The sequence below is a fragment of the Pseudoalteromonas sp. MMG022 genome (assembly GCF_021654245.1).
In the GTDB taxonomy this organism is placed as follows: domain Bacteria; phylum Pseudomonadota; class Gammaproteobacteria; order Enterobacterales; family Alteromonadaceae; genus Pseudoalteromonas; species Pseudoalteromonas amylolytica.
Genome location: NZ_JAKFZQ010000010.1, coordinates 75,293 through 94,409, shown reverse-complemented (window position 1 = coordinate 94,409; position 19,117 = coordinate 75,293). Strand labels below are relative to the sequence as shown.

Annotated in this window: 16 protein-coding genes; 7 read left to right on the top strand and 9 right to left on the bottom strand. The window is 44.5% G+C overall.

Going from position 1 to position 19,117, the window contains the following annotated elements:
* The first annotated feature begins 10 nt into the window (after positions 1-10).
* The 4 genes from L1070_RS11155 (at position 11) to L1070_RS11140 (ending at position 4,845) form a co-directional block, all read left to right on the top strand.
* The gene (locus L1070_RS11155; RefSeq protein WP_070983807.1) at positions 11-445 is read left to right on the top strand and encodes a CopD family protein; all 435 of its coding nucleotides are present in this window, start codon (positions 11-13) and stop codon (positions 443-445) included.
* 109 nt (positions 446-554) lie between these two features.
* Positions 555-1,571, top strand: coding sequence for an aspartate carbamoyltransferase (locus L1070_RS11150; RefSeq protein WP_237125601.1), 1,017 nt, complete (start codon positions 555-557; stop codon positions 1,569-1,571).
* Positions 1,572-1,586: 15 nt separating this feature from the next.
* Positions 1,587-2,867 carry a glutamate-1-semialdehyde 2,1-aminomutase gene (gene hemL, locus L1070_RS11145; RefSeq protein WP_237125600.1) on the top strand — a complete coding sequence of 427 codons (1,281 nt, stop codon included), beginning with the start codon at positions 1,587-1,589 and terminating at the stop codon, positions 2,865-2,867.
* Positions 2,868-3,009: 142 nt separating this feature from the next.
* Positions 3,010-4,845: a methyl-accepting chemotaxis protein gene (locus tag L1070_RS11140; protein WP_237125599.1), complete on the top strand. Its 1,836-nt coding sequence runs from the start codon at positions 3,010-3,012 to the stop codon at positions 4,843-4,845.
* A gap of 6 nt (positions 4,846-4,851) precedes the next feature.
* Here the strand turns inward: L1070_RS11140 and mrcB are convergent, their stop codons facing one another.
* The 3 genes from mrcB to L1070_RS11125 all read right to left on the bottom strand — a co-directional run bounded on the left by mrcB (position 4,852) and on the right by L1070_RS11125 (position 8,932).
* On the bottom strand, positions 4,852-7,206 hold the full coding sequence (gene mrcB, locus L1070_RS11135; protein WP_237125598.1) for a penicillin-binding protein 1B: 2,355 nt from the start codon (positions 7,204-7,206) through the stop codon (positions 4,852-4,854).
* Positions 7,207-7,350: 144 nt separating this feature from the next.
* Positions 7,351-8,583 (bottom strand): ammonium transporter, encoded by a 1,233-nt coding sequence (locus L1070_RS11130; protein ID WP_070983802.1) that lies wholly within the window; start codon positions 8,581-8,583, stop codon positions 7,351-7,353.
* Between the two features lie 10 nt (positions 8,584-8,593).
* Complete coding sequence (locus L1070_RS11125; RefSeq protein WP_070983801.1) at positions 8,594-8,932, bottom strand: P-II family nitrogen regulator; 339 nt, start codon at positions 8,930-8,932, stop codon at positions 8,594-8,596.
* A gap of 346 nt (positions 8,933-9,278) precedes the next feature.
* Here L1070_RS11125 and L1070_RS11120 point away from each other — a divergent pair, with 346 nt between their 5' ends.
* Both L1070_RS11120 and L1070_RS11115 read left to right on the top strand, forming a co-directional pair.
* Positions 9,279-10,790: a carboxypeptidase gene (locus L1070_RS11120; RefSeq protein ID WP_070983800.1), complete on the top strand. Its 1,512-nt coding sequence runs from the start codon at positions 9,279-9,281 to the stop codon at positions 10,788-10,790.
* Positions 10,791-10,903: 113 nt separating this feature from the next.
* Positions 10,904-11,716, top strand: a complete 813-nt coding sequence (locus L1070_RS11115) for a DUF2797 domain-containing protein (protein WP_070983799.1) — start codon at positions 10,904-10,906, stop codon at positions 11,714-11,716.
* Here L1070_RS11115 and L1070_RS11110 read toward each other — a convergent pair.
* Positions 11,692-14,208 carry an EAL domain-containing protein gene (locus L1070_RS11110; RefSeq protein WP_237125597.1) on the bottom strand — a complete coding sequence of 839 codons (2,517 nt, stop codon included), beginning with the start codon at positions 14,206-14,208 and terminating at the stop codon, positions 11,692-11,694. The two genes, L1070_RS11115 and L1070_RS11110, sit on opposite strands and share 25 nt — an antisense overlap.
* Positions 14,209-14,285: 77 nt before the next feature.
* Here L1070_RS11110 and L1070_RS11105 point away from each other — a divergent pair, with 77 nt between their 5' ends.
* Positions 14,286-14,585, top strand: a complete 300-nt coding sequence (locus L1070_RS11105) for a hypothetical protein (protein WP_070983798.1) — start codon at positions 14,286-14,288, stop codon at positions 14,583-14,585.
* Positions 14,586-14,592: 7 nt separating this feature from the next.
* Here the strand turns inward: L1070_RS11105 and L1070_RS11100 are convergent, their stop codons facing one another.
* The 5 genes from L1070_RS11100 to L1070_RS11080 form a co-directional block, all read right to left on the bottom strand.
* A complete protein-coding gene (locus L1070_RS11100; protein WP_237125596.1) occupies positions 14,593-15,510 on the bottom strand; it encodes a histone deacetylase family protein in 918 nt (305 codons plus the stop codon).
* A gap of 69 nt (positions 15,511-15,579) precedes the next feature.
* Positions 15,580-17,169, bottom strand: a complete 1,590-nt coding sequence (locus L1070_RS11095) for a serine hydrolase (protein WP_237125595.1) — start codon at positions 17,167-17,169, stop codon at positions 15,580-15,582.
* A gap of 1 nt (position 17,170) precedes the next feature.
* Positions 17,171-17,695 carry a gamma-glutamylcyclotransferase family protein gene (locus tag L1070_RS11090; RefSeq protein ID WP_070983796.1) on the bottom strand — a complete coding sequence of 175 codons (525 nt, stop codon included), beginning with the start codon at positions 17,693-17,695 and terminating at the stop codon, positions 17,171-17,173.
* A gap of 16 nt (positions 17,696-17,711) precedes the next feature.
* Entirely contained in the window at positions 17,712-18,338 is a 627-nt protein-coding gene (locus L1070_RS11085; RefSeq protein WP_070983795.1) for a LysE family transporter, read from the bottom strand.
* Positions 18,331-19,116, bottom strand: coding sequence for a hypothetical protein (locus L1070_RS11080; RefSeq protein WP_237125594.1), 786 nt, complete (start codon positions 19,114-19,116; stop codon positions 18,331-18,333). The genes L1070_RS11085 and L1070_RS11080 overlap by 8 nt, the downstream gene beginning before the upstream one ends.
* Between the last annotated feature and the right edge of the window lies 1 nt (position 19,117).

Genomic DNA, 19,117 nt, shown 5'->3' with positions numbered 1-19,117 from the left:
CGAGGACGTTATGAGCGCATTACTTATTTATAAAGCACTACATATATTTTTTATGGTAGCTTGGTTTGCAGGTATTTTTTATGTCCCCCGCCTGTTTGTATACCATGCGATGACCGAAGAGAAGTCCTGTAGTGCCATGCTGAAAATAATGGAACGTCGTTTACTTTATTTTGTCACGCCTTTTGCTGTGTTTACCTTATTGTTTGGTGTACTTACCATCATTGAATATGGCCGTGATTGGTTTCGTCACAGCATGTGGCTGCACTACAAACTGGTATTCGTAATCCTGCTTTATATCTATCACGGTTACTGCTTTAAACTACTTAGCAACTTCAAACATGATAGAAACCAACGAAGCGATCGCTTTTATCGTTACTTCAATGAGTTTCCAGTGTTACTTTTATTAGCAATAGTTCTGCTCGCAGTACTCAAACCTAATCTATAACTATGCTATGATAGCGCGCCAAATAACCGCGATGTTATGTGCGCGTTATCACGGCTGGGTTGTCTGTAACATACAACCCGTTGTTTATGTGTGATTAGGAACCGCCCCCATGTTAAGTTTCCAAGGTGAAAATATACTTTCTGTCAATCAGTTAGACAGAGAAGCGATAGAGCATATCTTTACTGTTGCCAAAAAGATGGAACCTTACGCGAAAAAGCACAAGCGAACTCGCGTACTCGAAGGTGCTATTTTGGCTAATTTGTTCTTTGAGCCAAGCACGCGCACGCGAGTAAGCTTTGGTACGGCATTTAACTTATTAGGTGGATTGGTACGCGAAACCACTGGAATGCAGAGTTCGGCCTTAGCAAAAGGTGAATCACTATACGATACTGCACGAGTCATTTCAGCATATGCGGATGCGGTAGCCATGCGCCACCCTGATGCAGGATCAGTGAGCGAATTTGCTACAGGTTCAGATGTGCCCGTTATCAATGGTGGCGACGGTCCCAACGAACACCCAACACAAGCATTGTTAGATTTACTCACCATTGAGCGAGAACTCAGTCGTTTTAACAGTGCTATTGATGGAATGCACATCGCTTTGGTGGGCGATCTTAAATATGGCCGTACTGTTCACTCACTTTCCAAGTTGCTTTGTCATTACAAAGATATTCGCTTCACGATGGTCGCGCCTGATGGTTTGCAAATGCCTGATTACATTTTGGATAGCGTCACTAACGCGGGCCACAAAATTGAACTGGCCTCACAAATGGAAGGCAATCTAGCCGCTGACATCGTATATCAAACACGTATCCAAGAAGAACGCTTCCCTTCCCAAGAAGAAGCCAACAAGTATCGCGGTGGTTTTAGAATTAGTCAGGCTATTTACAACGCACACTGTAAGCCCAGTTCAGTTTTAATGCATCCTTTGCCACGTGATAGTCGCTTAGATGCAAATGAGCTGGATAACGACTTAAATAGCAATGATAATCTGGCCATTTTCCGCCAAGTACAAAACGGCGTACTGATTCGTATGGCTCTGTTTGCATTGACCCTTGGGGTCGAAAATCAGGTTGAAAAGTATGAAGCAGATGTACCTTGGTTTAGCCGCAAACGAAACAGTTAATTAATAGGAATAACCATGACGATTAGCCAAGATCTATTCACTCGTGCCCAAACATCTATCCCAGGTGGCGTAAACTCACCAGTTCGCGCATTTAATGGCGTAGGTGGCACACCGCTATTCATTACCAAAGCAGAAGGTTCGTACACCTATGATGCTGACAATAACAAATACATAGATTATGTTGGTTCTTGGGGGCCAATGATTTTGGGTCATAATCACCCACAAATCAAACAGGCTGTACTTGAAGCTGTTGAAAATGGCCTAAGCTACGGCGCACCAACCGAAACCGAAATTTTAATGGCAGAAAAAGTTAAACAGCTGGTTCCGTCAATTGAAAAAGTGCGCATGGTCAGTTCAGGTACAGAGGCAACTATGAGCGCCATCCGCCTTGCACGCGGCTATACCGGACGCGATAAAATCCTGAAGTTTGAAGGGTGCTACCACGGCCATGCTGACTCACTACTGGTCAAGGCTGGCTCAGGTGCGCTAACTATGGGCGTACCAAACTCTCCAGGGATCCCTGCGGATTTTGCAAAGCATACTCTCACTGTATCGTTCAACAACTTAGACGAAGTAAAAGCAATCTTTGCTCAATACAAAGATGAAATAGCTTGTATCATCGTGGAGCCCGTTGCGGGAAACATGAACTGCATTCCACCAACCCCTGGCTTTTTAGAGGGGTTACGCTCAGTGTGTGACGAACATGGTGCAGTGCTGATTTTTGACGAAGTGATGACCGGTTTCCGCGTCGCTTTAGGTGGCGCACAGCAGTACTATAACATCATTCCAGATCTTACCTGTCTAGGAAAAGTCATCGGTGGCGGTATGCCGGTTGGCGCATTCGGTGGTAAACAAGAGATTATGGACTTTATTGCCCCTGTTGGCCCAGTTTATCAAGCTGGTACGCTTTCGGGTAACCCTATTGCGATGGCAGCAGGACTCAAAGCGTTAGAACTACTTTGTGAGCCAGGCTTGCACGAGCAACTTGAAGCTAAGAGTAAAGCGCTTTGTGAAGGCTTCCAGCAAGCCGCTGATGACGCTGGTATTGCACTAACAACTAACTACGCCGGTGGTATGTTCGGCTTTTTCTTCACAGATGCTCATAGCGTAAGTAGCTATCAACAAGCGACCGAGTGCGATCTAGAGCGTTTTAAGCGATTCTTCCACTTGATGCTTGAAGAAGGGGTGTACCTTGCTCCTTCTGCATTTGAAGCGGGTTTTGTCAGTACCATGCATACACAACAAGATATTGAAAATACCATTGCCGCTGCCAAGCGTGCTTTTGCAAAGCTGTAACTAGCGCCTCATTTCGGCCAGTGTACAAATCGCTGGCCGAAACAAAACATTTCTTCTTCCCTTGCACAAACTCAACTAAATTGAACTAACATTAGCATTTGGCAGGTCTTTATCACTGTAAATGCAACCTAAAGAGAACTCCATGCAAGGCATAAGATCATTCTGCGCTCCGGCAATTCGGCTCATGGCGAGCCTCAAGTACAAAATAAAAATCGGATTGGTGTTTGGTATTTTATTGCTACCTCTGAGCCTTAGTTTATTTTTCTTAACAAATATCTTGTCTCAGTCAATTAACATCAGCATTGGTCAACAGGCAGGGTTAAACCTCTACCCAGCCTTGCTCGACAATACCATGAATATGCAAGAGGCTGCTAACTCATCGCTCGCCAAACGCGCGGGTTATAATATTGATGGCAAAAACTCTGTCATTGAACAAGTATCTATTCAATCTTTGCTGGCAATTGATGATGATTTAGCCCGCTCTTACATAAACCGCGCCTTGGTAGAATCCACACCAAAGCTACTTGAGCATGTAAATAAACTCTCAGAGCAAGCAAATGTTGTGATAAGTGATGGACAATTTAATCCCGATAGCTTTATTGCACTATCCAATCTCAATAAAGCCCTGCCCGCTCTATTCACACAGCTAAGCAGTAAACTCAATGTTGCAATGGCTGCAAATAATGACATTAGGCCACAGTTACAGCCTCATCTTGAGCACTTACAGGCCAGCTTAAACAATTACCAAAGCAATATTAAAAAGAACCTTTTAGACCCAGATGAGCTACAACTATCAGATGCACAGTTCCAAAAGATTCACGACAATGTTATACAAGATGTAAGTAGCTTTATTGGCACCGCAACTCCATTACTCAAGCAGTTGTTAGCCCAAAAAGTAACGCGACAAAGTTGGATAAGAAACAGTGTCGACACTGCGGCTGTGATCAGTCTGTTGTTGGCGATATACCTGATGTTTGGTTTCTACTTTGCGGTAGTCGATAGTATTTCTGCCTTTTCCACATCAGCAGGGCGTGCAGCTCAAGGTGATTTAAGCGCTAAGGCTACCGCGTTCGGCAACGATGAAATGTCTATCATCGTTGAACAGTACAATAAAGTGATTAGCGCATTTGTAGCGCTGCTCAAGGAAGTCAATAGCACCAGTGTAAACCTTGATACTGCAACAAAAAAGCTTAGCCAGATCAGCCAAGATACACGTAATGATGTTGATCAACAGCAAGAGAAAATTAGTACGATTCATGGCGCACTAAGCGAAATGGCGCAAGCAGCAGACTCCGTGGAACACTCGGCACAACATGCCACAGAGCTTGCCAGTACAGCGGCAGAACAAGTGAAACAAGGGTCTCATAACACTACCCAACTGGCTGAACATATGGCCGTGCTTCAGCAGGAATTCGAAGAAAGCCGAGTTGCCTTGGATAAATTAGCGCAAGATAGTCAAAACATTAGTAAAGTGAGTGCTGCTATCAGTGAAATTGCCGAGCAAACCAATCTATTGGCTCTGAATGCCGCAATCGAAGCGGCTCGTGCGGGAGAACAAGGTCGTGGCTTTGCTGTTGTTGCTGATGAAGTGCGCACACTGGCAAAGCGTACTCAACAACAAACAGAAGAAATTCATAGCATTATTAATTCGTTGCAAAACGCCTCAAATGACACACAAACAAAAATGCGCAGTAGTGTAGAAAAAATGGAGCAAGGTGTGAGCGCTGCAGAGCAAACCAATCAAGTGTTACTGCTCGCCCAACAAAGCATGGTGAATATTGATGAGCAAGGCGCTCATATTGCCCAGCTTGTTCGTCAGCAAAGTCACGCCACGCAACAAGCACTCAGTGATGCTGGTGAGATCAACAACTTGGCAGAACACACACTCAGCTCAGCGGTGTCCACTGAAGGCGACGCTAGGAAACTGGCCAATATGGCACAACATCTACAATCTGCCATGAGTCAATTTAAGACCTAGCAACTGTTACTCACACAGTGGCCTAGGTTCAAACTCACTGACGCGTATTGGCAGCTGAACCACTCGGCCACATCCCGGTGGAGCCTGCTTACCCGTTAGAGTATTTACAAACGCCCAGCGTATTCCCTTGGGGCGGTTATCAGCAATCGCTTGCGGGTTAAGAGGTTTTAAATAACGAATATATAACTCCAACGCACCATTACCACCGGTTAACCCAGTGGACTTATTGTCATCTCGGCCAATCCAAGTAACGGTGACCGTGTTGTGGTCAAAACCTGCAAACCAGCTATCTCGCAAGTCATTACTAGTACCCGTTTTACCCGCTAATTGAATCGAAGGGAAATGCTGATTAAGACGCTTTGCGGTGCCCTCTTTGGTGACCTTTTTAAGGCCAAACTTCGTCATATAGCTCGCCTCGGGTGTAAAGCGCTCGCGGCTAAATACATCATGCTCGTACAAAACCTTTCCGGTGGCGTTAGTCATGGCTGAAATGGTCGTTAACTGTCGGTACTGCCCGTTGGCAGCCAAGGTCGTATACATTTGCGCCACGTCATAGCTAGACAGCTCTAGCGCTCCAAGTAATAAAGAGGGGTATTGGTTAATCCGCTCTGCCACACCTAGTTTTTGCAACGTCGATGCGACATTATGTACGCCTAAATCAAGCCCTAAGTTAACCGCAGGGATATTAATGCTATTACTAAACGCTTGATACAGAGGTAATGTACCACGGTATTTTCGGTCAAAGTTTTCTGGACGCCACACATCTCCCGATTCATCGGTCACTTGCAAAGGCCCATCTTCCACTAAGGTTCCTAGGTTGTATGTCGGCTGTTCTAATGCCGTTAAGTACACCGCAGGTTTCACCAAAGAGCCAATGTTACGCTTTGTATCCAGCACACGGTTGAAACCGCTAAAGCGCATATCTCGCCCTGCAACCAGTGCCGACACCCCTCCCTTCTCAACGTTGACTGAAATCATTGCTGTTTCTAGCTTTGACGTATCAAATCGCCTTTCGAGATACGGTAGACCTCGCTCCACCGCATTTTCCATAGCAGCTTGTTTTTGTAGATCAAAGTAAGTGAAGATACGCACGCCCGCATTGATTATTTCTTGATTGGTTAGCAAAGTTTTAAGCTCTCTGTCGACCAACTCTAGATAGCCTGGGTAGCTCTGTTGACGGCTTTTGTCCAAAGGCTGAATTTTTATCGGCCGCACCAAAGCCTGACGTAGTTCATTGGTTGAAATATAGCCTTGTTCTGCAAGTAGGCGTAGCACCAAATCACGGCGCTCGCGAACACGCTCAGGGTAGCGTCTGGGATTGTAATATGAAGGCCCTTTAACGATGGCCACCAGCATAGCAATCTGATCAAACTCCAATTCATCCACTGGCTTGGCAAAATAAAACTCAGCCGCCAGTCCCATGCCATGAACCCCTTGATTATAAGCCTGCCCCATAAACACTTCGTTGAGATAAGCTTCTAAAATTTCGTCTTTGCTATATCGATAGTCCAATATTAAAGCAATAAATGCTTCGTTCACTTTTCGTACTAGAGAACGTTCACGACTTAAATAGAAATTTTTTGCCAATTGCTGGGTCAACGTACTTCCGCCTTGTACCGTACGCCCAGCTTTTAGATTGGTATACAACGCTCGTAGAATAGACCATGCAGAAACACCATGGTGGTCGTAAAACTCACGGTCTTCCACCACTAACAACGCCTGTTTAAGAATATTTGGGAATTTTTCGAGCGGTAGAAACTCTCTATCCTGTTTTGATTCATTACCAATACGCGCTATTTGAACTGGCTCTAAACGTGCCAGCTCAATACGTCGCCCACCTTTATCAACAATACTGGCAAGGCGTTTTCCTGCAAAATTAAGGGTAAAGATCTGACCTTCTTCAACACCATTGTAAAATTCAAATGCACGGCGGTAGATTTTTATCGTCCGCCCTTGAATTATGTACTGACCTGTACGGCTAAGATGGTTAACTTGCGAATAATTTAAGCGCTTTAGCTCCCAGATCACCTCCTGTTCAGACAAAAATTGTTCAGGATAGAAGTTCATAGCGCGAGCATATACTTGAACAGGCAGTTGCCATTTGCTGCCTTCAAACTGTCGGGTAATTTTTGAATCTAGATAAATAATATAAAAGCTGACTAACACTACTATGGCCAGCGTACCTTTCCATAATAAGCGCCAACAGGTTGCCAACGTGCGTTGCCTAAAGCGACCCAATGTCGAGCTCGGCGGTGCTTTTTTCGCTTTGCCCCTAGTGTTTTTTGCGCGTGTGGATTTAGATGTGGTACGTGTGGATTTAGTGTTTGTCTTCGTTGCGTTGTTATTCTTTTTATCTACCATACCACTTATATAAACTTCAAAATTAAATATGCCAGAGCATAGAGTACCCTAGATTAACCAAGCCTGAAAGAGCGAACGGACCACAATGGGTCCGTTCGACGTGATAACGGTCGACGTGATAACGGTCGACGTGATTTCGATGAATTAACTATTGCCACGCACAGAGACAAATTCTGGGTACGCATCAATGCCACAATCATGCTGATCCATACCGTTAATTTCTTCTTCCTCGCCAACACGGATCCCCATGGTATTTTTCAACAGAGCCCATACCAAGTAAGACACAATAAATACAAACCCGAGAATACATACCAAGCCGATAAACTGATTCACAAACGTTGCATCGCCGTTTGACAATGGCACCAACATCACACCTAACATGCCACATGTACCGTGAACAGAAATCGCACCTACTGGGTCATCAATTTTAGCTTTGTCTAAAAATACGATACTAAACACGACCAATGAGCCACCCAAGGCACCTAATAGACACGCTAATAAAGGTGTTGGAGATGCAGGTTCCGCAGTGATTACCACAAGACCTGCCAGTGCACCATTGAGTACCATAGTTAAATCAGCTTTACCCCACAACGCTTTACACACAAGTAGTGCAGCTATCGCCCCCGTTGCTGCAGCAGCATTAGTGTTAAGTAAAATTTGACTCACAGCAACGGCATTTGCTTTATCTGCCAAGAACAATTGCGAGCCACCATTAAAGCCAAACCACCCCATCCATAGAATAAATGTACCTAATGTTGCCAACGGCATGTTAGAACCAGGAATAGGATAAATCTCCCCGTTCTTCCCATATTTACCTTTACGAGCACCCAGTAATAGTACACCGGCTAACGCTGCCGCTGCACCAGCACCATGCACAATCGCAGAGCCTGCAAAATCTACAAAGCCAAGCTTAGATAAGAAGCCACCGCCCCACGTCCAAAACCCCTCAATAGGATAAATAAACCCAGTTAACACCACAGTAAATGCTAAAAATGCCCACAACTTCATACGCTCAGCTACGGCACCAGAAACTATCGACATTGCTGTAGCGACGAATACTACTTGGAAGAAAAAGTCAGATTCTAAGGCATGATCCGCATCCGCAGACGCTTCACCAATCAACGCACCAAAGCTTGGTACTATCCCACCTTCAGTGTTGCCAACATACATGATGTTGTACCCTACGAGTAAAAACATGGTACAAGCGATGGCATAAAGCGTAATGTTTTTAGTGAGTATCTCTGTGGTATTTTTTGAGCGGACTAAACCCGCTTCTAGCATGGCAAAACCTGCTGCCATCCACATCACCAACACACCAGAAATTAAAAAGTAAAATGTATTCAAAGAGAATTTTAGTTCTATGATTGCGTTTTCCATCTTCGGCCTCTCAAATAGCGTCTTCGTCTAACTCGCCGGTACGGATCCGCACGATTTGGTCTAAGTCATATACAAATATTTTACCGTCACCAATTTTACCGGTGCTGGCAGCTTTAGTCAGTGTATCTACCACACGCTGTGTGTTTTCACTGCGAGTTGCTATTTCTAGCTTTATTTTTGGAATAAAATCGACTTGATATTCAGCGCCACGATACAGTTCTGTATGACCTCGTTGGCGGCCAAAACCTTTTACATCTACGACTGTCATACCCTCTACGCCCAAATCAGCTAGCGCTTCGCGAACTTCATCCAATTTAAATGGTTTTATTATTGCACTTATCATTTTCATTGTTGGTCCCCTTAGGACAGGTTTATCCTGATTACTTAGCTAATCCAACCTTCGTGCCACAAAGTTAAAATGAATAATTTCAAATAATTAGATGATTACCATCGGCGATTTCTGTATAATTTCGCACCAATTGGGTGCAATATTGCGCGTCATGCTCATTACTGGTGCAAATGTAAAAATGTAGCTGTTATGGGCTCGTCAGCGATTTGCTGACTATGCATAATGCACTTACAGTTTCACTCGGGGTTCACCAGTCGTCCCACCATTGGGGGCATTCGACTCATACCCTTTGAAAACTGGAACAAAAGCAATTTTAATGGGAATAAATTATCGTTCGGGGAAATGTATGAACTTAACCAAATTGTTGGTTGTGTGCACCATAGTAATAAGCTTTGGTAGCAACGCAGCTGAGCACCAACGTAAGATTGATATTGATAGTAAAGTTGTTACCAACCACAAAGCGACCATTAATGGTGAGCGTATAAACTACAGCGTCGCCTCTGGCACACAGCCTGTTTGGAATGAACAGGGTGAACCCACCGCTACCTTGTATTACAACTACTACAAAAAAGACAAAGTAGACGATTTAAGTAAACGCCCACTGCTTATTTCATTCAATGGTGGACCCGGTTCTGCGTCGGTTTGGATGCACATTGCCTATACAGGCCCACGCGTTTTAAAAATCGATGACGAAGGGTATCCTGTTCAGCCTTATGGCATGAAAGACAACCCTTACTCTGTACTTGATGTTGCAGATATTGTGTTTGTGAATCCTGTAAACACGGGGTACTCTCGCGTGCTGCCTGACAAAGATGGCAAAATGCCCAGCAAAGAAGAACAACAAAAGCAATTCTTTGGCGTCAATGCTGATATTAAATATCTCGCCAGCTGGATCAACACCTTTGTCACCCGTAATGGCCGCTCACTATCACCTAAATTTTTAATTGGTGAAAGTTATGGCACCACCCGAGTATCAGGCCTTGCTAAAGAGTTACAGTCAGCGCATTGGTGGTTCTTAAATGGTGTGGTGTTAGTTTCTCCAACGGATATTGGTATCAACCGAGATGGGCCTGTGAAAGCCGCCAACCGTTTACCTTATTTCGCAGCAACTGCGTGGCATCACAAAGTATTACCAGCACACTTACAACAAAAAGACTTACTTGAGTTATTGTCAGAAGTTGAAGCCTTCACTTTAAATCAGTACTTACCGGCCTTAGCAAAAGGCGCATTTATCTCAGAACAAGATAAACAATCCATTGCCGAACGTGTGGCACTGTATAGCGGCCTGTCAAAACAATTTGTATTACAAAACAATCTGGATGTTAGCGATGATGCGTTCTGGAAAGAACTGCTGCGAGATCAAGGCTACATTTTAGGTCGTTTAGACTCTCGTTATTTAGGTATCGACAAACGTGACGCTGGTGACTCGCCAGACTACTTCCCTGAGTTAAGCGCTTGGTTGCACGCCTTTACACCATCAATCAATCACTATATTCGTGAAGAGCTGAACTACAAAACCGATGTGCAATACAACATGCTGGCCAATGTTCATCCGTGGGATCGCACTAATAACCATACCGGCGAACAACTGCGTGCTGCTATGGCAGAAAACCCTTATTTGAACGTATTGGTTCAAGCGGGTTACTATGATGGTGCAACCAACTATTTTGACGCCAAGTACACCATGTGGCAGCTAGACCCAAGTGGTAAAATGCGTGACCGTTTAAGCTTCAAAGGCTACCGTTCTGGTCATATGATGTATCTTAGACATGAAGATCTAAAAGCTTCAAACGATGACCTGCGAGAATTTATTCTTGAATCATTAACGAGCCAAACGCGCTCAGCGAAGTACAAATAACATTTGGCGGGTAGCAAAAGCTACCCGCTTCTTTTTAACAAACTCGTCTAACCATTGTGACTTATTCACCAGCTTGGTAGTATCGCCCTTTTAACATCTTTAGGGGCGTAAAGATGCAAGGCACTTTAAGCAAGCTCAAAGCACAGCTCACTCAACCAATTCAATATCAACTTCCCATTGGCGATGAGCGAGTCAATCTAAATGACTATATTGGCAAACAGCTAACACTGACCCACACAGGCAACATCTACTGCTGCAACTGTGGTAAGAAAACCAAAAAAAGTTACTCGCAAGGCCATTGCTTTGTATGCATGAAAAAGCTCGCAAGCTGCGACATGTGTATTATGAAGCCTGAAACGTGCCACTTTGATCAGGGCACCTGTCGCGAGCCGCAATGGGGCGAAGAAAATTGTATGATCCCCCACTATGTTTACCTTGCCAATACGTCAGGACTAAAAGTAGGTATTACACGCCATACCCAAATTCCTACTCGTTGGATAGATCAAGGTGCCACACAGGCATTACCTATTTTTAAAGTCCAAACCAGATTGCAATCAGGTCTTGTGGAAGTGGCCTTGGCTGAATTTATCGCAGACAAAACCAATTGGCGCAATATGCTCAAAGGCGTGAGCAATGAAGTAGATTTAAAAGCAACTGCTCAGGAGTTAATCCCTCAAATTCAAAGCAAGCTTGATGAGTTGGCCGAGTTGTTTGGCGCTACAGCCATTGAGCGTTTAGATGAGGAAGTTGTGGACTTAAGCTTCCCAGTTGAACAGTTCCCGAGCAAAATTACTTCCTTTAACTTTGATAAAAACCCAGAGGTGACAGGCACGTTACTCGGCATCAAAGGCCAGTACCTGATTTTTGATACCGGCGTTATCAATATTCGCAAGTTTACCGCTTACGAAGTCACTTTCTGCGCATGATAAAAGCGCAACCATTCGTCGGCACGCAGCGGCTTGCAAAACCAATAGCCTTGAATGATATTGCAGCCCAGTTTTTGTAAAAACTGGCGCTGCTCACTTTTTTCAACACCTTCTGCGACGACCTGCAAATTAAGCGCTTTTGCCATCGCAATAATGGCACTGACAATTTCACTGTTGCCGTATTCATCAGGGATCTTCGCCACAAAACTCGCGTCAATTTTCAACGTATCGATTGGCAGCTTGGTTAGGTAACTGAGCGCCGAATACCCTGTTCCAAAATCGTCCAATGCAATGGCAACCCCCAAGCTCTTAAGTTTTTGTAGCTCGCTTTTTGCCTCATGTAAATTACTGATAAAACTACTTTCCGTTAATTCAAGCTCAATGAAACGACCATCTAAACCGTGTTTATTCAAAGCATTAGCAACCGTGATTGCAAGCTCTCCCTGACATAAGTGCTGTGCCGATACGTTTATTGCAATCCGTCTAATATCACTGCCCTGACGACGCCAAAGCGCCATGCTCTCACAGACTTTATTGATCACCCATTGGTCCAACTTAATGATAAGCCCCAATTCTTCTGCCAATGGAATAAATTGAACGGGAGAGATCATTCCCAAATTAGGATCATTCCAGCGCAACAAGCACTCGACGCTGGATATTCGGCCACTAGCCAAACATTGTAGGGGCTGAAAATATAGCTCAAATTCATCATGCTCCAACGCATACTGAAAACGGCTCAGCATAGACAAACGCTCCAAGGAGCGAGCATTCATAGACGCTTTGTATAATTGAAATGAATTGCGACCAATTTCTTTGGAGCGATACATCGCCACATCCGCATGTTTTAATAAAGTTTCACTGTCTAGCCCGTCTTCGGGGTAAACAGCGGCTCCGAGCGAAGCTGTGGCGGTGACGTTTAGCTCATTGAGTTCAAACGCAACGCTTAGCTTTGACAGTACTTTGTTGGCAAAACTTGCCACATCGGAGATATGTTTTACTTCAGTAAGTAATACCACAAACTCATCTCCCCCCAAACGCGCTAAGGTATCGCCCTCATTTAACAGGCTCTTGATACGCTCACTCACCTGCACCAGCAATTCATCTCCAGCACTGTGACCTAAACTGTCATTAACTTCCTTGAAACGGTCAAGGTCGATAAACATCACAGCAAGTTTATGGTTATCTCTGTGCGCGGAGGCCAACGCCATGGATAACCTGTCATAAAATAAACGCCGATTAGGCAAGGCTGTTAATTCATCAAAATAAGCAAGCCGAGCTATCTTCTCTTCTGCATTTTTACGCTCGGTAATATCACTGAAAATTGCCGCGTATAAAACATCATCGCTATAAGGTTCATTAATTGCGATGATGGTTAACCACTCGACGTAGATCTCTCCACTTTTCTTACGATTACAGATCTCCCCCTGCCATACACCATTTTTTCTTAGCTCAGCCCACATTTGGTCATAATACTCTTGATCATGAAGGCCAGAACTCAAGATGCTAGGGTTCTTGCCTATCACTTCATAGTCCTGATACCCAGTAAGCTCACTAAAAGCAGGGTTGATCTGTAAAATTTCGCCATCCCCACGGGTGATCATAATGCCATCCAAAGAGGCATCGATAATACGGTTAGCCAAATACAGGTTTTTCTCTGATTTTTGTAAGGCAAGGTCGCGCTGTACCAATACCTTTTCAAGCTCACTACAGTAAGCTGTTTCTATCTCAGTCAGCACATTTTTCAACGGCAGCAGACCAATGACTTTACCAGAACATGGCTCTTTTACGACCAAGTGTCGAATCGATTCTGAGGTCATTAAGCGATATGCATCAAACAAACTGTCCTTTGGACTGACTTGCAACATTGGGTATGTAGCGAGCCGCCAGCATGGCATTCGCCAATCTGGATTAAGCAGCATATAGGCAATATCACGCTGTGTAATGATGCCATACTCTACCAACTCATGATTGTATACCAACACCGCTGTCACCCGCTTTAACCGCATGACTTCAATCACCTTTGACACGCAATCAGTGGCCTTCAAAATAACCACGTTGCGGTTGTAGTGATCTTCGATTGGGCGAAAATGCAAGTAATGGTCGAGCCCTTGGTTGCGCACAATGTCAGACAACGAAACCACACCAACCGGCGCTTGTTGTTGGTCTTTGACCAGCAGGTGTCGGATCCCTAACTGATGAAATTTTATCGTAGCTTCACTTAGTGTTTTATCAACTTGGATATCATGCACTGGCGACGTCATCGATGTGCCGATGGGTGCTTTAGCAAAATCAGGGTCATTAAAGTTAAGTTTGACACAATCTGATTCCGTCCAAATGCCTACAATCTGCTGTTGCTGAGTAACAAAAATAGAGCTTACTCGGCGCTTGCGCATCATTTTTACCGCCTCACTAAGCGGCGTTTGCTGATCGCATGACAATAGTTGATTAGAGAAAATATCTTTGATTTGTAATTGACGGTTATCAGAGACCATTAAGCACAACCTCGCATTTTGACTTGAATACGAAGTATAATGTTGTACACCTTTTATACTTTGATTGAGAACAAACAATGCCAATAAAATATTACCCATTCTTGCTCTATTTAGAAGAAAGTATTGAGTTTATTGATTGTGAAGAAACACTCAATCACGCCCTATTTTATCTGAGCAATACGCAAACACAGCACGCGCTATGCCTGTATGACAATGGTCAATGTTATGATTTACAAGGTTATAAGAAAGAGCTGCCTACGCTATCTCAACTCACAGGGAGAGTTCAGCAAGCACTGCTCGATGATGGCCAGTGTTGTGTGCAAAAGGTCGTACTTACAGATATTAAACAAGTCTTTTCACTGCTTTGTTCTGGGTAAGTAAAGACTACCCCTCGACCAATGCCTTGATGTGTGTCACAGCGCTGCGACCCAAAGCAGATAATGCATACCCACCTTCCAAAAATGAGATTATTCCTTTGGCTTGAGTTTCTTTACTCAGCTGCACGATTTGTTCTGTGAGCCACTGATAATCAGCCTCAACAAACTGCAGGCCGCCCATATCATCTTCCAAGTGGGCATCAAATCCGGCACTAATAAATATCAACTCAGCCTTAAACTCCCTGAGCCTTGGGAGCCACTGCTGAGTGAACAAAGCTTGTAAATCTTCTCCTTTGCTCGCCAAAGGCAACGGTGAGTTGATGATATGTTCATTGTTTTCAATGTCACTGTTAGGGTAAAAAGGATATTGAAATAACGAGCAAAACAATACGTCTTCATGTGTTTTAAAGATATCCTGCGTCCCATTACCGTGGTGCACATCAATATCTAAAATTGCGACCCGCTCAACACCTAAACTTTTGGCATACTCCACGGCTATCGCCAAATTGTTAAACACGCAAAAACCTGATGAATGGCTTCGATTAGCATGATGACCCGGAGGACGTACACTGCAAAATGCTGCGTCCAAATCACCCGCTAGAATTTGATCTACCGCTAGAATGCCCGCGCCAACCGCACGCTCTATCGCTTGTAAAGACTCTGGCGCTAGCCACACATCTTCGGAAAAAGCATTGATTTTATCGCTTGGGATACTTGCACATACTTTATCTATCAACGCTTGCTCGTGCACCAACGCAACTTGCTGCATAGACGCTTTGGGCGCTTGTAGCTGCTGAAGCGCAATATCTAACCCCGATGCCAGCAGCCTGTCCGCAATGGCATCCAGACGCTGTGGACACTCGGGATGCTCATCTGGCATTTTGTGCTTTCTACAGTGTGGGTGTGTGATCACAGCGGTACGCATAACACTCTCTTTATCTTCGTTTCAAGCAGTGTAACAAGCTTATTCACCATACACAGTGAGACTTTGGTGTTACTCTGCCTCAGCAGCAGGCAAAGCGGTTAGTTCTAAATCGTGAAAATCAAAACTAAAGTCGGTTACATCTGGACTCACAAACTCCATGTTAGCACCCACCACTTGCTGAAAGTTATTCATGTTAAACTGGATATAGGCATCCGCTTCAAGTAATCGTTCCTGCCAACGCACCACAAAGGTATTACCGCTATAGTGCTCAAGCTTACCTTTAAGCAAATCGGTATGAGTAAAATCTAGCATCAAATTACCATCTACTTGCTTTACAATCACATCACCATACCAGTCACTTGTTAACGTACCGGTGTAATGCTTCAGTGGTAAACTTGCTTGAACAGTTGTGAGTGGTTTTATGCCCGCAGTGGCATAGTTGTTGGCCTTTTCTTGCTCATAGTTTTGTAAGGCGACCTCCACTCGGTCTATCTCAGGCAATCCTAGGGCATCTTCAAACACCTCATCGATGATACCTGTCAGTGCTGGATATGCTTGCTGATTTGATAGTAGCACGACACCTAACTGCCGCTCTGGAAGTAGCGCAACCTGAGACACCATACCCAAAATTCCGCCACCATGACCCAGTTTCTTATACCCAAAGTAGTCCTCAATTGCCCAGCCTAACCCATAACCTCTAAATTGCTGGCGATGGGTTGTAAAACTCTCTTCCTTTGCCTCTCGCATGATATGAGGCTGCCACATTTGCAGTTGTTGCTGCGCACTAAATAACTGCTGGCCTTGTGGTGTTTTGCCCGCATTCAGCTGCGTTAATAACCACTGACTCATATCATCAACATTTGAGGCAATAGCCCCAGCGCCACGAAAATCTTCCAAGTAATTTACGAAAAAAGGGTTCAGCTGACCATCCATCGGGATGTGCCCTGTCGCCCAATTACGATTGTCAGGGCTAATACGCGAGAAACCAGCTTTTGAATCATCCATCCCCAATTTGGTGAACATACGCTGCTCAACAAAATCTTGCCAGCTCATACCACTGACTCTGGCGACCACTTCTCCTGCCACCACAAACATTAGATTGTTATAGGCATACTCACTGCGAAAACTTGAGCTGGGTTTTATGTTAGCAATACCTGCTATGAGTTGCTCTGTGGTTTTGTTGGTATCAGGCCAGATCATTAAATCCCCCGCGCCCAACCCTAAGCCACTTCGATGACTCAACAGGTCTCTAATGGCCATTTCAGCGCTCACATAAGCGTCAAACATCCTAAATTCTGGCAGATGCTTTATCACCTTATCATCCCAATTGAGTTTGCCTTCATCCACCAGCATCGCCAACGCTGCACTGGTGAAAGCTTTGGTATTTGACGCAATACCAAACAGAGTATGCTTATCAACTGGCTCTGATGTTGTAAGGTGCCTAACACCATAGCCTTTAGCCATCACGACTTGCCCTTTTTCAACAACCGCAATCGCAAGCCCTGGGATATTAAAACGTGTCATTGCTTGGCGTACTGCTGTATCTACATCTTGCACATTCACAGCGTTTTTCGCAGTAGAGGAGTCAGTTTGTTGAGCCAACGATGGCAGGGTTAATATCAGCGCAAGACCCGCACCAATCATGTTATGCAAATTCATACTATGCCTTTTTAGTTTTCTTTAGTGGGCGATGTAACTGCCACTCTCGTTCTGAGCGCTCGGTGAAGTGATCCGTAACATGAGTTTGGGCCTCAATGAGTGCTACGTACTCGCTTGGGAAGGTATGCTCCAGCGCACCGTTTAGTACATGCTGAACATACCAATCAAAAGGAAGCTGATCTTCAATAAAGGTGTTAGCGATGTAACAATATGCCTCTATCAAACCATGCTGAGCCGAGTCTACTTCGATACTCACCCTGTCGTAACGCTCTCCTTCAATGGCATCCAGCATGGCGAGTTCTTCATCATCAAGCCCGTACAGCACGCCAATGACAACATCATCACGGTAGCTTGTAGGTTCAATGGTACATTTTGCTGAACCATCAGTACTGAGCATATTGAACGTCAGTCTATGTTGATACAGTTTAGCAACGCCAAGGCATCGAGCTTGTGGAAGACGAGCAAACAATCTTTTGGTTGATAAGTTAGAACCAAATGCAAAATTAATATGCGGCTTATTACTCATAACGACTTAAAACCTTTTACAATACCACGCGCACTGCCAGTGCGATTAAAATAACGCCTATCCCTCTGTCAAACCAATGACCTGCTTTTTGAAAAAATGATCGGACCTGAGTACGGCTCAGCACTATCGCCAAAAACGAAAACCATACCCAGGTTGCCAATGCCATATAGAGTCCATAAAACGCCTGAACCATTGTTGGCGTCGTGGGTGATATCACCAAGGTGAATAGAGATAGAAAGAACAACGTAGCTTTGGGGTTGAGGGCATTAACCAAAAAGCCCCTTCTTAGCGCTTGTATCGCACGTTCTGAGGTTTGATGTTCTACACCTTTTACACTTTGCGTGTCGCCAGCAGGTTTAGCACGTAATGCTTGTATACCCATATACGCCAAGTAAGCGCCCGCAACATACTTCAAAACATTAAACATCGCAGGAGATTGAGATAACACGATAGCCACGCCGAGCAAACAATAGGTAACATGGACCAAAATCCCTAGCGCAACACCCGCGCTGGTCCACAAAGCATTGGCTCTGCCTCGCTGAATACTCTGTTTTAAAACAATCGCAAAATCAGGGCCTGGGCTGGCTACCGCAAAAAAGTGCGCCAGTGCTATCAATAAAAATTCATCTACGTATTCAAGCACCGCTTTGCTCCTTGAGCATTAACAGTAATGGGTTAGGAGTGCCTTTTATGTATTCTTGGATCTGTTTATGTGCCTTTTTGTAAACACTTTTAAGATGCGGTTTTAAATGCTTTTTGCCGTCGACTTCAGGTTTGATGTAGCATATCAAGGCATGCATAAACACCGTTTGTTCTTCACTTAATGCTGCTTGTCGGTTTGCATACGGGTTGTAACAAGAACCGCAACCACCTTTGAACTGGTACACGGTGTTACTCATCATCACACCAAACCCCATAAAACAGGCCAAAGCATCACTTGCCGCGGCAATTTGTGCTTCGCCACCTGGGGGTAATACGCCTTTTTGGTAGATAGCGATTGTTGCCAGTGTTCCTGCAAAGCTTGCAACTAAATCCTGTGGCTGGTTTATTTGATTGGGGTTATAAGACAACAGCACTGGCTGTGAAGGCGCTACTGCGAGCTCCGCTGTTTCACCCCTTGATATACCACTGAAGCTAAATGCCGGAATGCTTTGTTGCGCCGGTAAATGTGCGGGGTTTACCAATTGTAATGGCCAAGCTTGCATACCCGCATAGTCACGCACACGAGCGAATACTGTTTGTGCCATCTGTTCAACACTGGATACCTGATCGGGGAAATACTGCCCTGTCGGCTCAATTATCTTTGTTTGTGATAAAAAATGTTGCCCGTCAAAGTTTTCACAGGCCCACGCAAATGTATCGACAAGCCATGCCACTTCACCGTCACTTAACAAGGGTTTTGATTTAAATAACGCTAACATA

Excerpts from the sequence above, each read along its gene's own strand:
- L1070_RS11155 (WP_070983807.1), top strand. The coding sequence starts at position 11 with ATGAGCGCATTACTTATTTATAAAGCACTACATATATTTTTTATGGTA.
- L1070_RS11150 (WP_237125601.1), top strand. The coding sequence starts at position 555 with ATGTTAAGTTTCCAAGGTGAAAATATACTTTCTGTCAATCAGTTAGAC.
- hemL (WP_237125600.1), top strand. The coding sequence starts at position 1,587 with ATGACGATTAGCCAAGATCTATTCACTCGTGCCCAAACATCTATCCCA.
- L1070_RS11140 (WP_237125599.1), top strand. The coding sequence starts at position 3,010 with ATGCAAGGCATAAGATCATTCTGCGCTCCGGCAATTCGGCTCATGGCG.
- mrcB (WP_237125598.1), bottom strand. The coding sequence starts at position 7,206 with ATGGTAGATAAAAAGAATAACAACGCAACGAAGACAAACACTAAATCC.
- L1070_RS11130 (WP_070983802.1), bottom strand. The coding sequence starts at position 8,583 with ATGGAAAACGCAATCATAGAACTAAAATTCTCTTTGAATACATTTTAC.
- L1070_RS11125 (WP_070983801.1), bottom strand. The coding sequence starts at position 8,932 with ATGAAAATGATAAGTGCAATAATAAAACCATTTAAATTGGATGAAGTT.
- L1070_RS11120 (WP_070983800.1), top strand. The coding sequence starts at position 9,279 with ATGAACTTAACCAAATTGTTGGTTGTGTGCACCATAGTAATAAGCTTT.
- L1070_RS11115 (WP_070983799.1), top strand. The coding sequence starts at position 10,904 with ATGCAAGGCACTTTAAGCAAGCTCAAAGCACAGCTCACTCAACCAATT.
- L1070_RS11110 (WP_237125597.1), bottom strand. The coding sequence starts at position 14,208 with ATGGTCTCTGATAACCGTCAATTACAAATCAAAGATATTTTCTCTAAT.
- L1070_RS11105 (WP_070983798.1), top strand. The coding sequence starts at position 14,286 with ATGCCAATAAAATATTACCCATTCTTGCTCTATTTAGAAGAAAGTATT.
- L1070_RS11100 (WP_237125596.1), bottom strand. The coding sequence starts at position 15,510 with ATGCGTACCGCTGTGATCACACACCCACACTGTAGAAAGCACAAAATG.
- L1070_RS11095 (WP_237125595.1), bottom strand. The coding sequence starts at position 17,169 with ATGAATTTGCATAACATGATTGGTGCGGGTCTTGCGCTGATATTAACC.
- L1070_RS11090 (WP_070983796.1), bottom strand. The coding sequence starts at position 17,695 with ATGAGTAATAAGCCGCATATTAATTTTGCATTTGGTTCTAACTTATCA.
- L1070_RS11080 (WP_237125594.1), bottom strand. The coding sequence starts at position 19,116 with ATGTTAGCGTTATTTAAATCAAAACCCTTGTTAAGTGACGGTGAAGTG.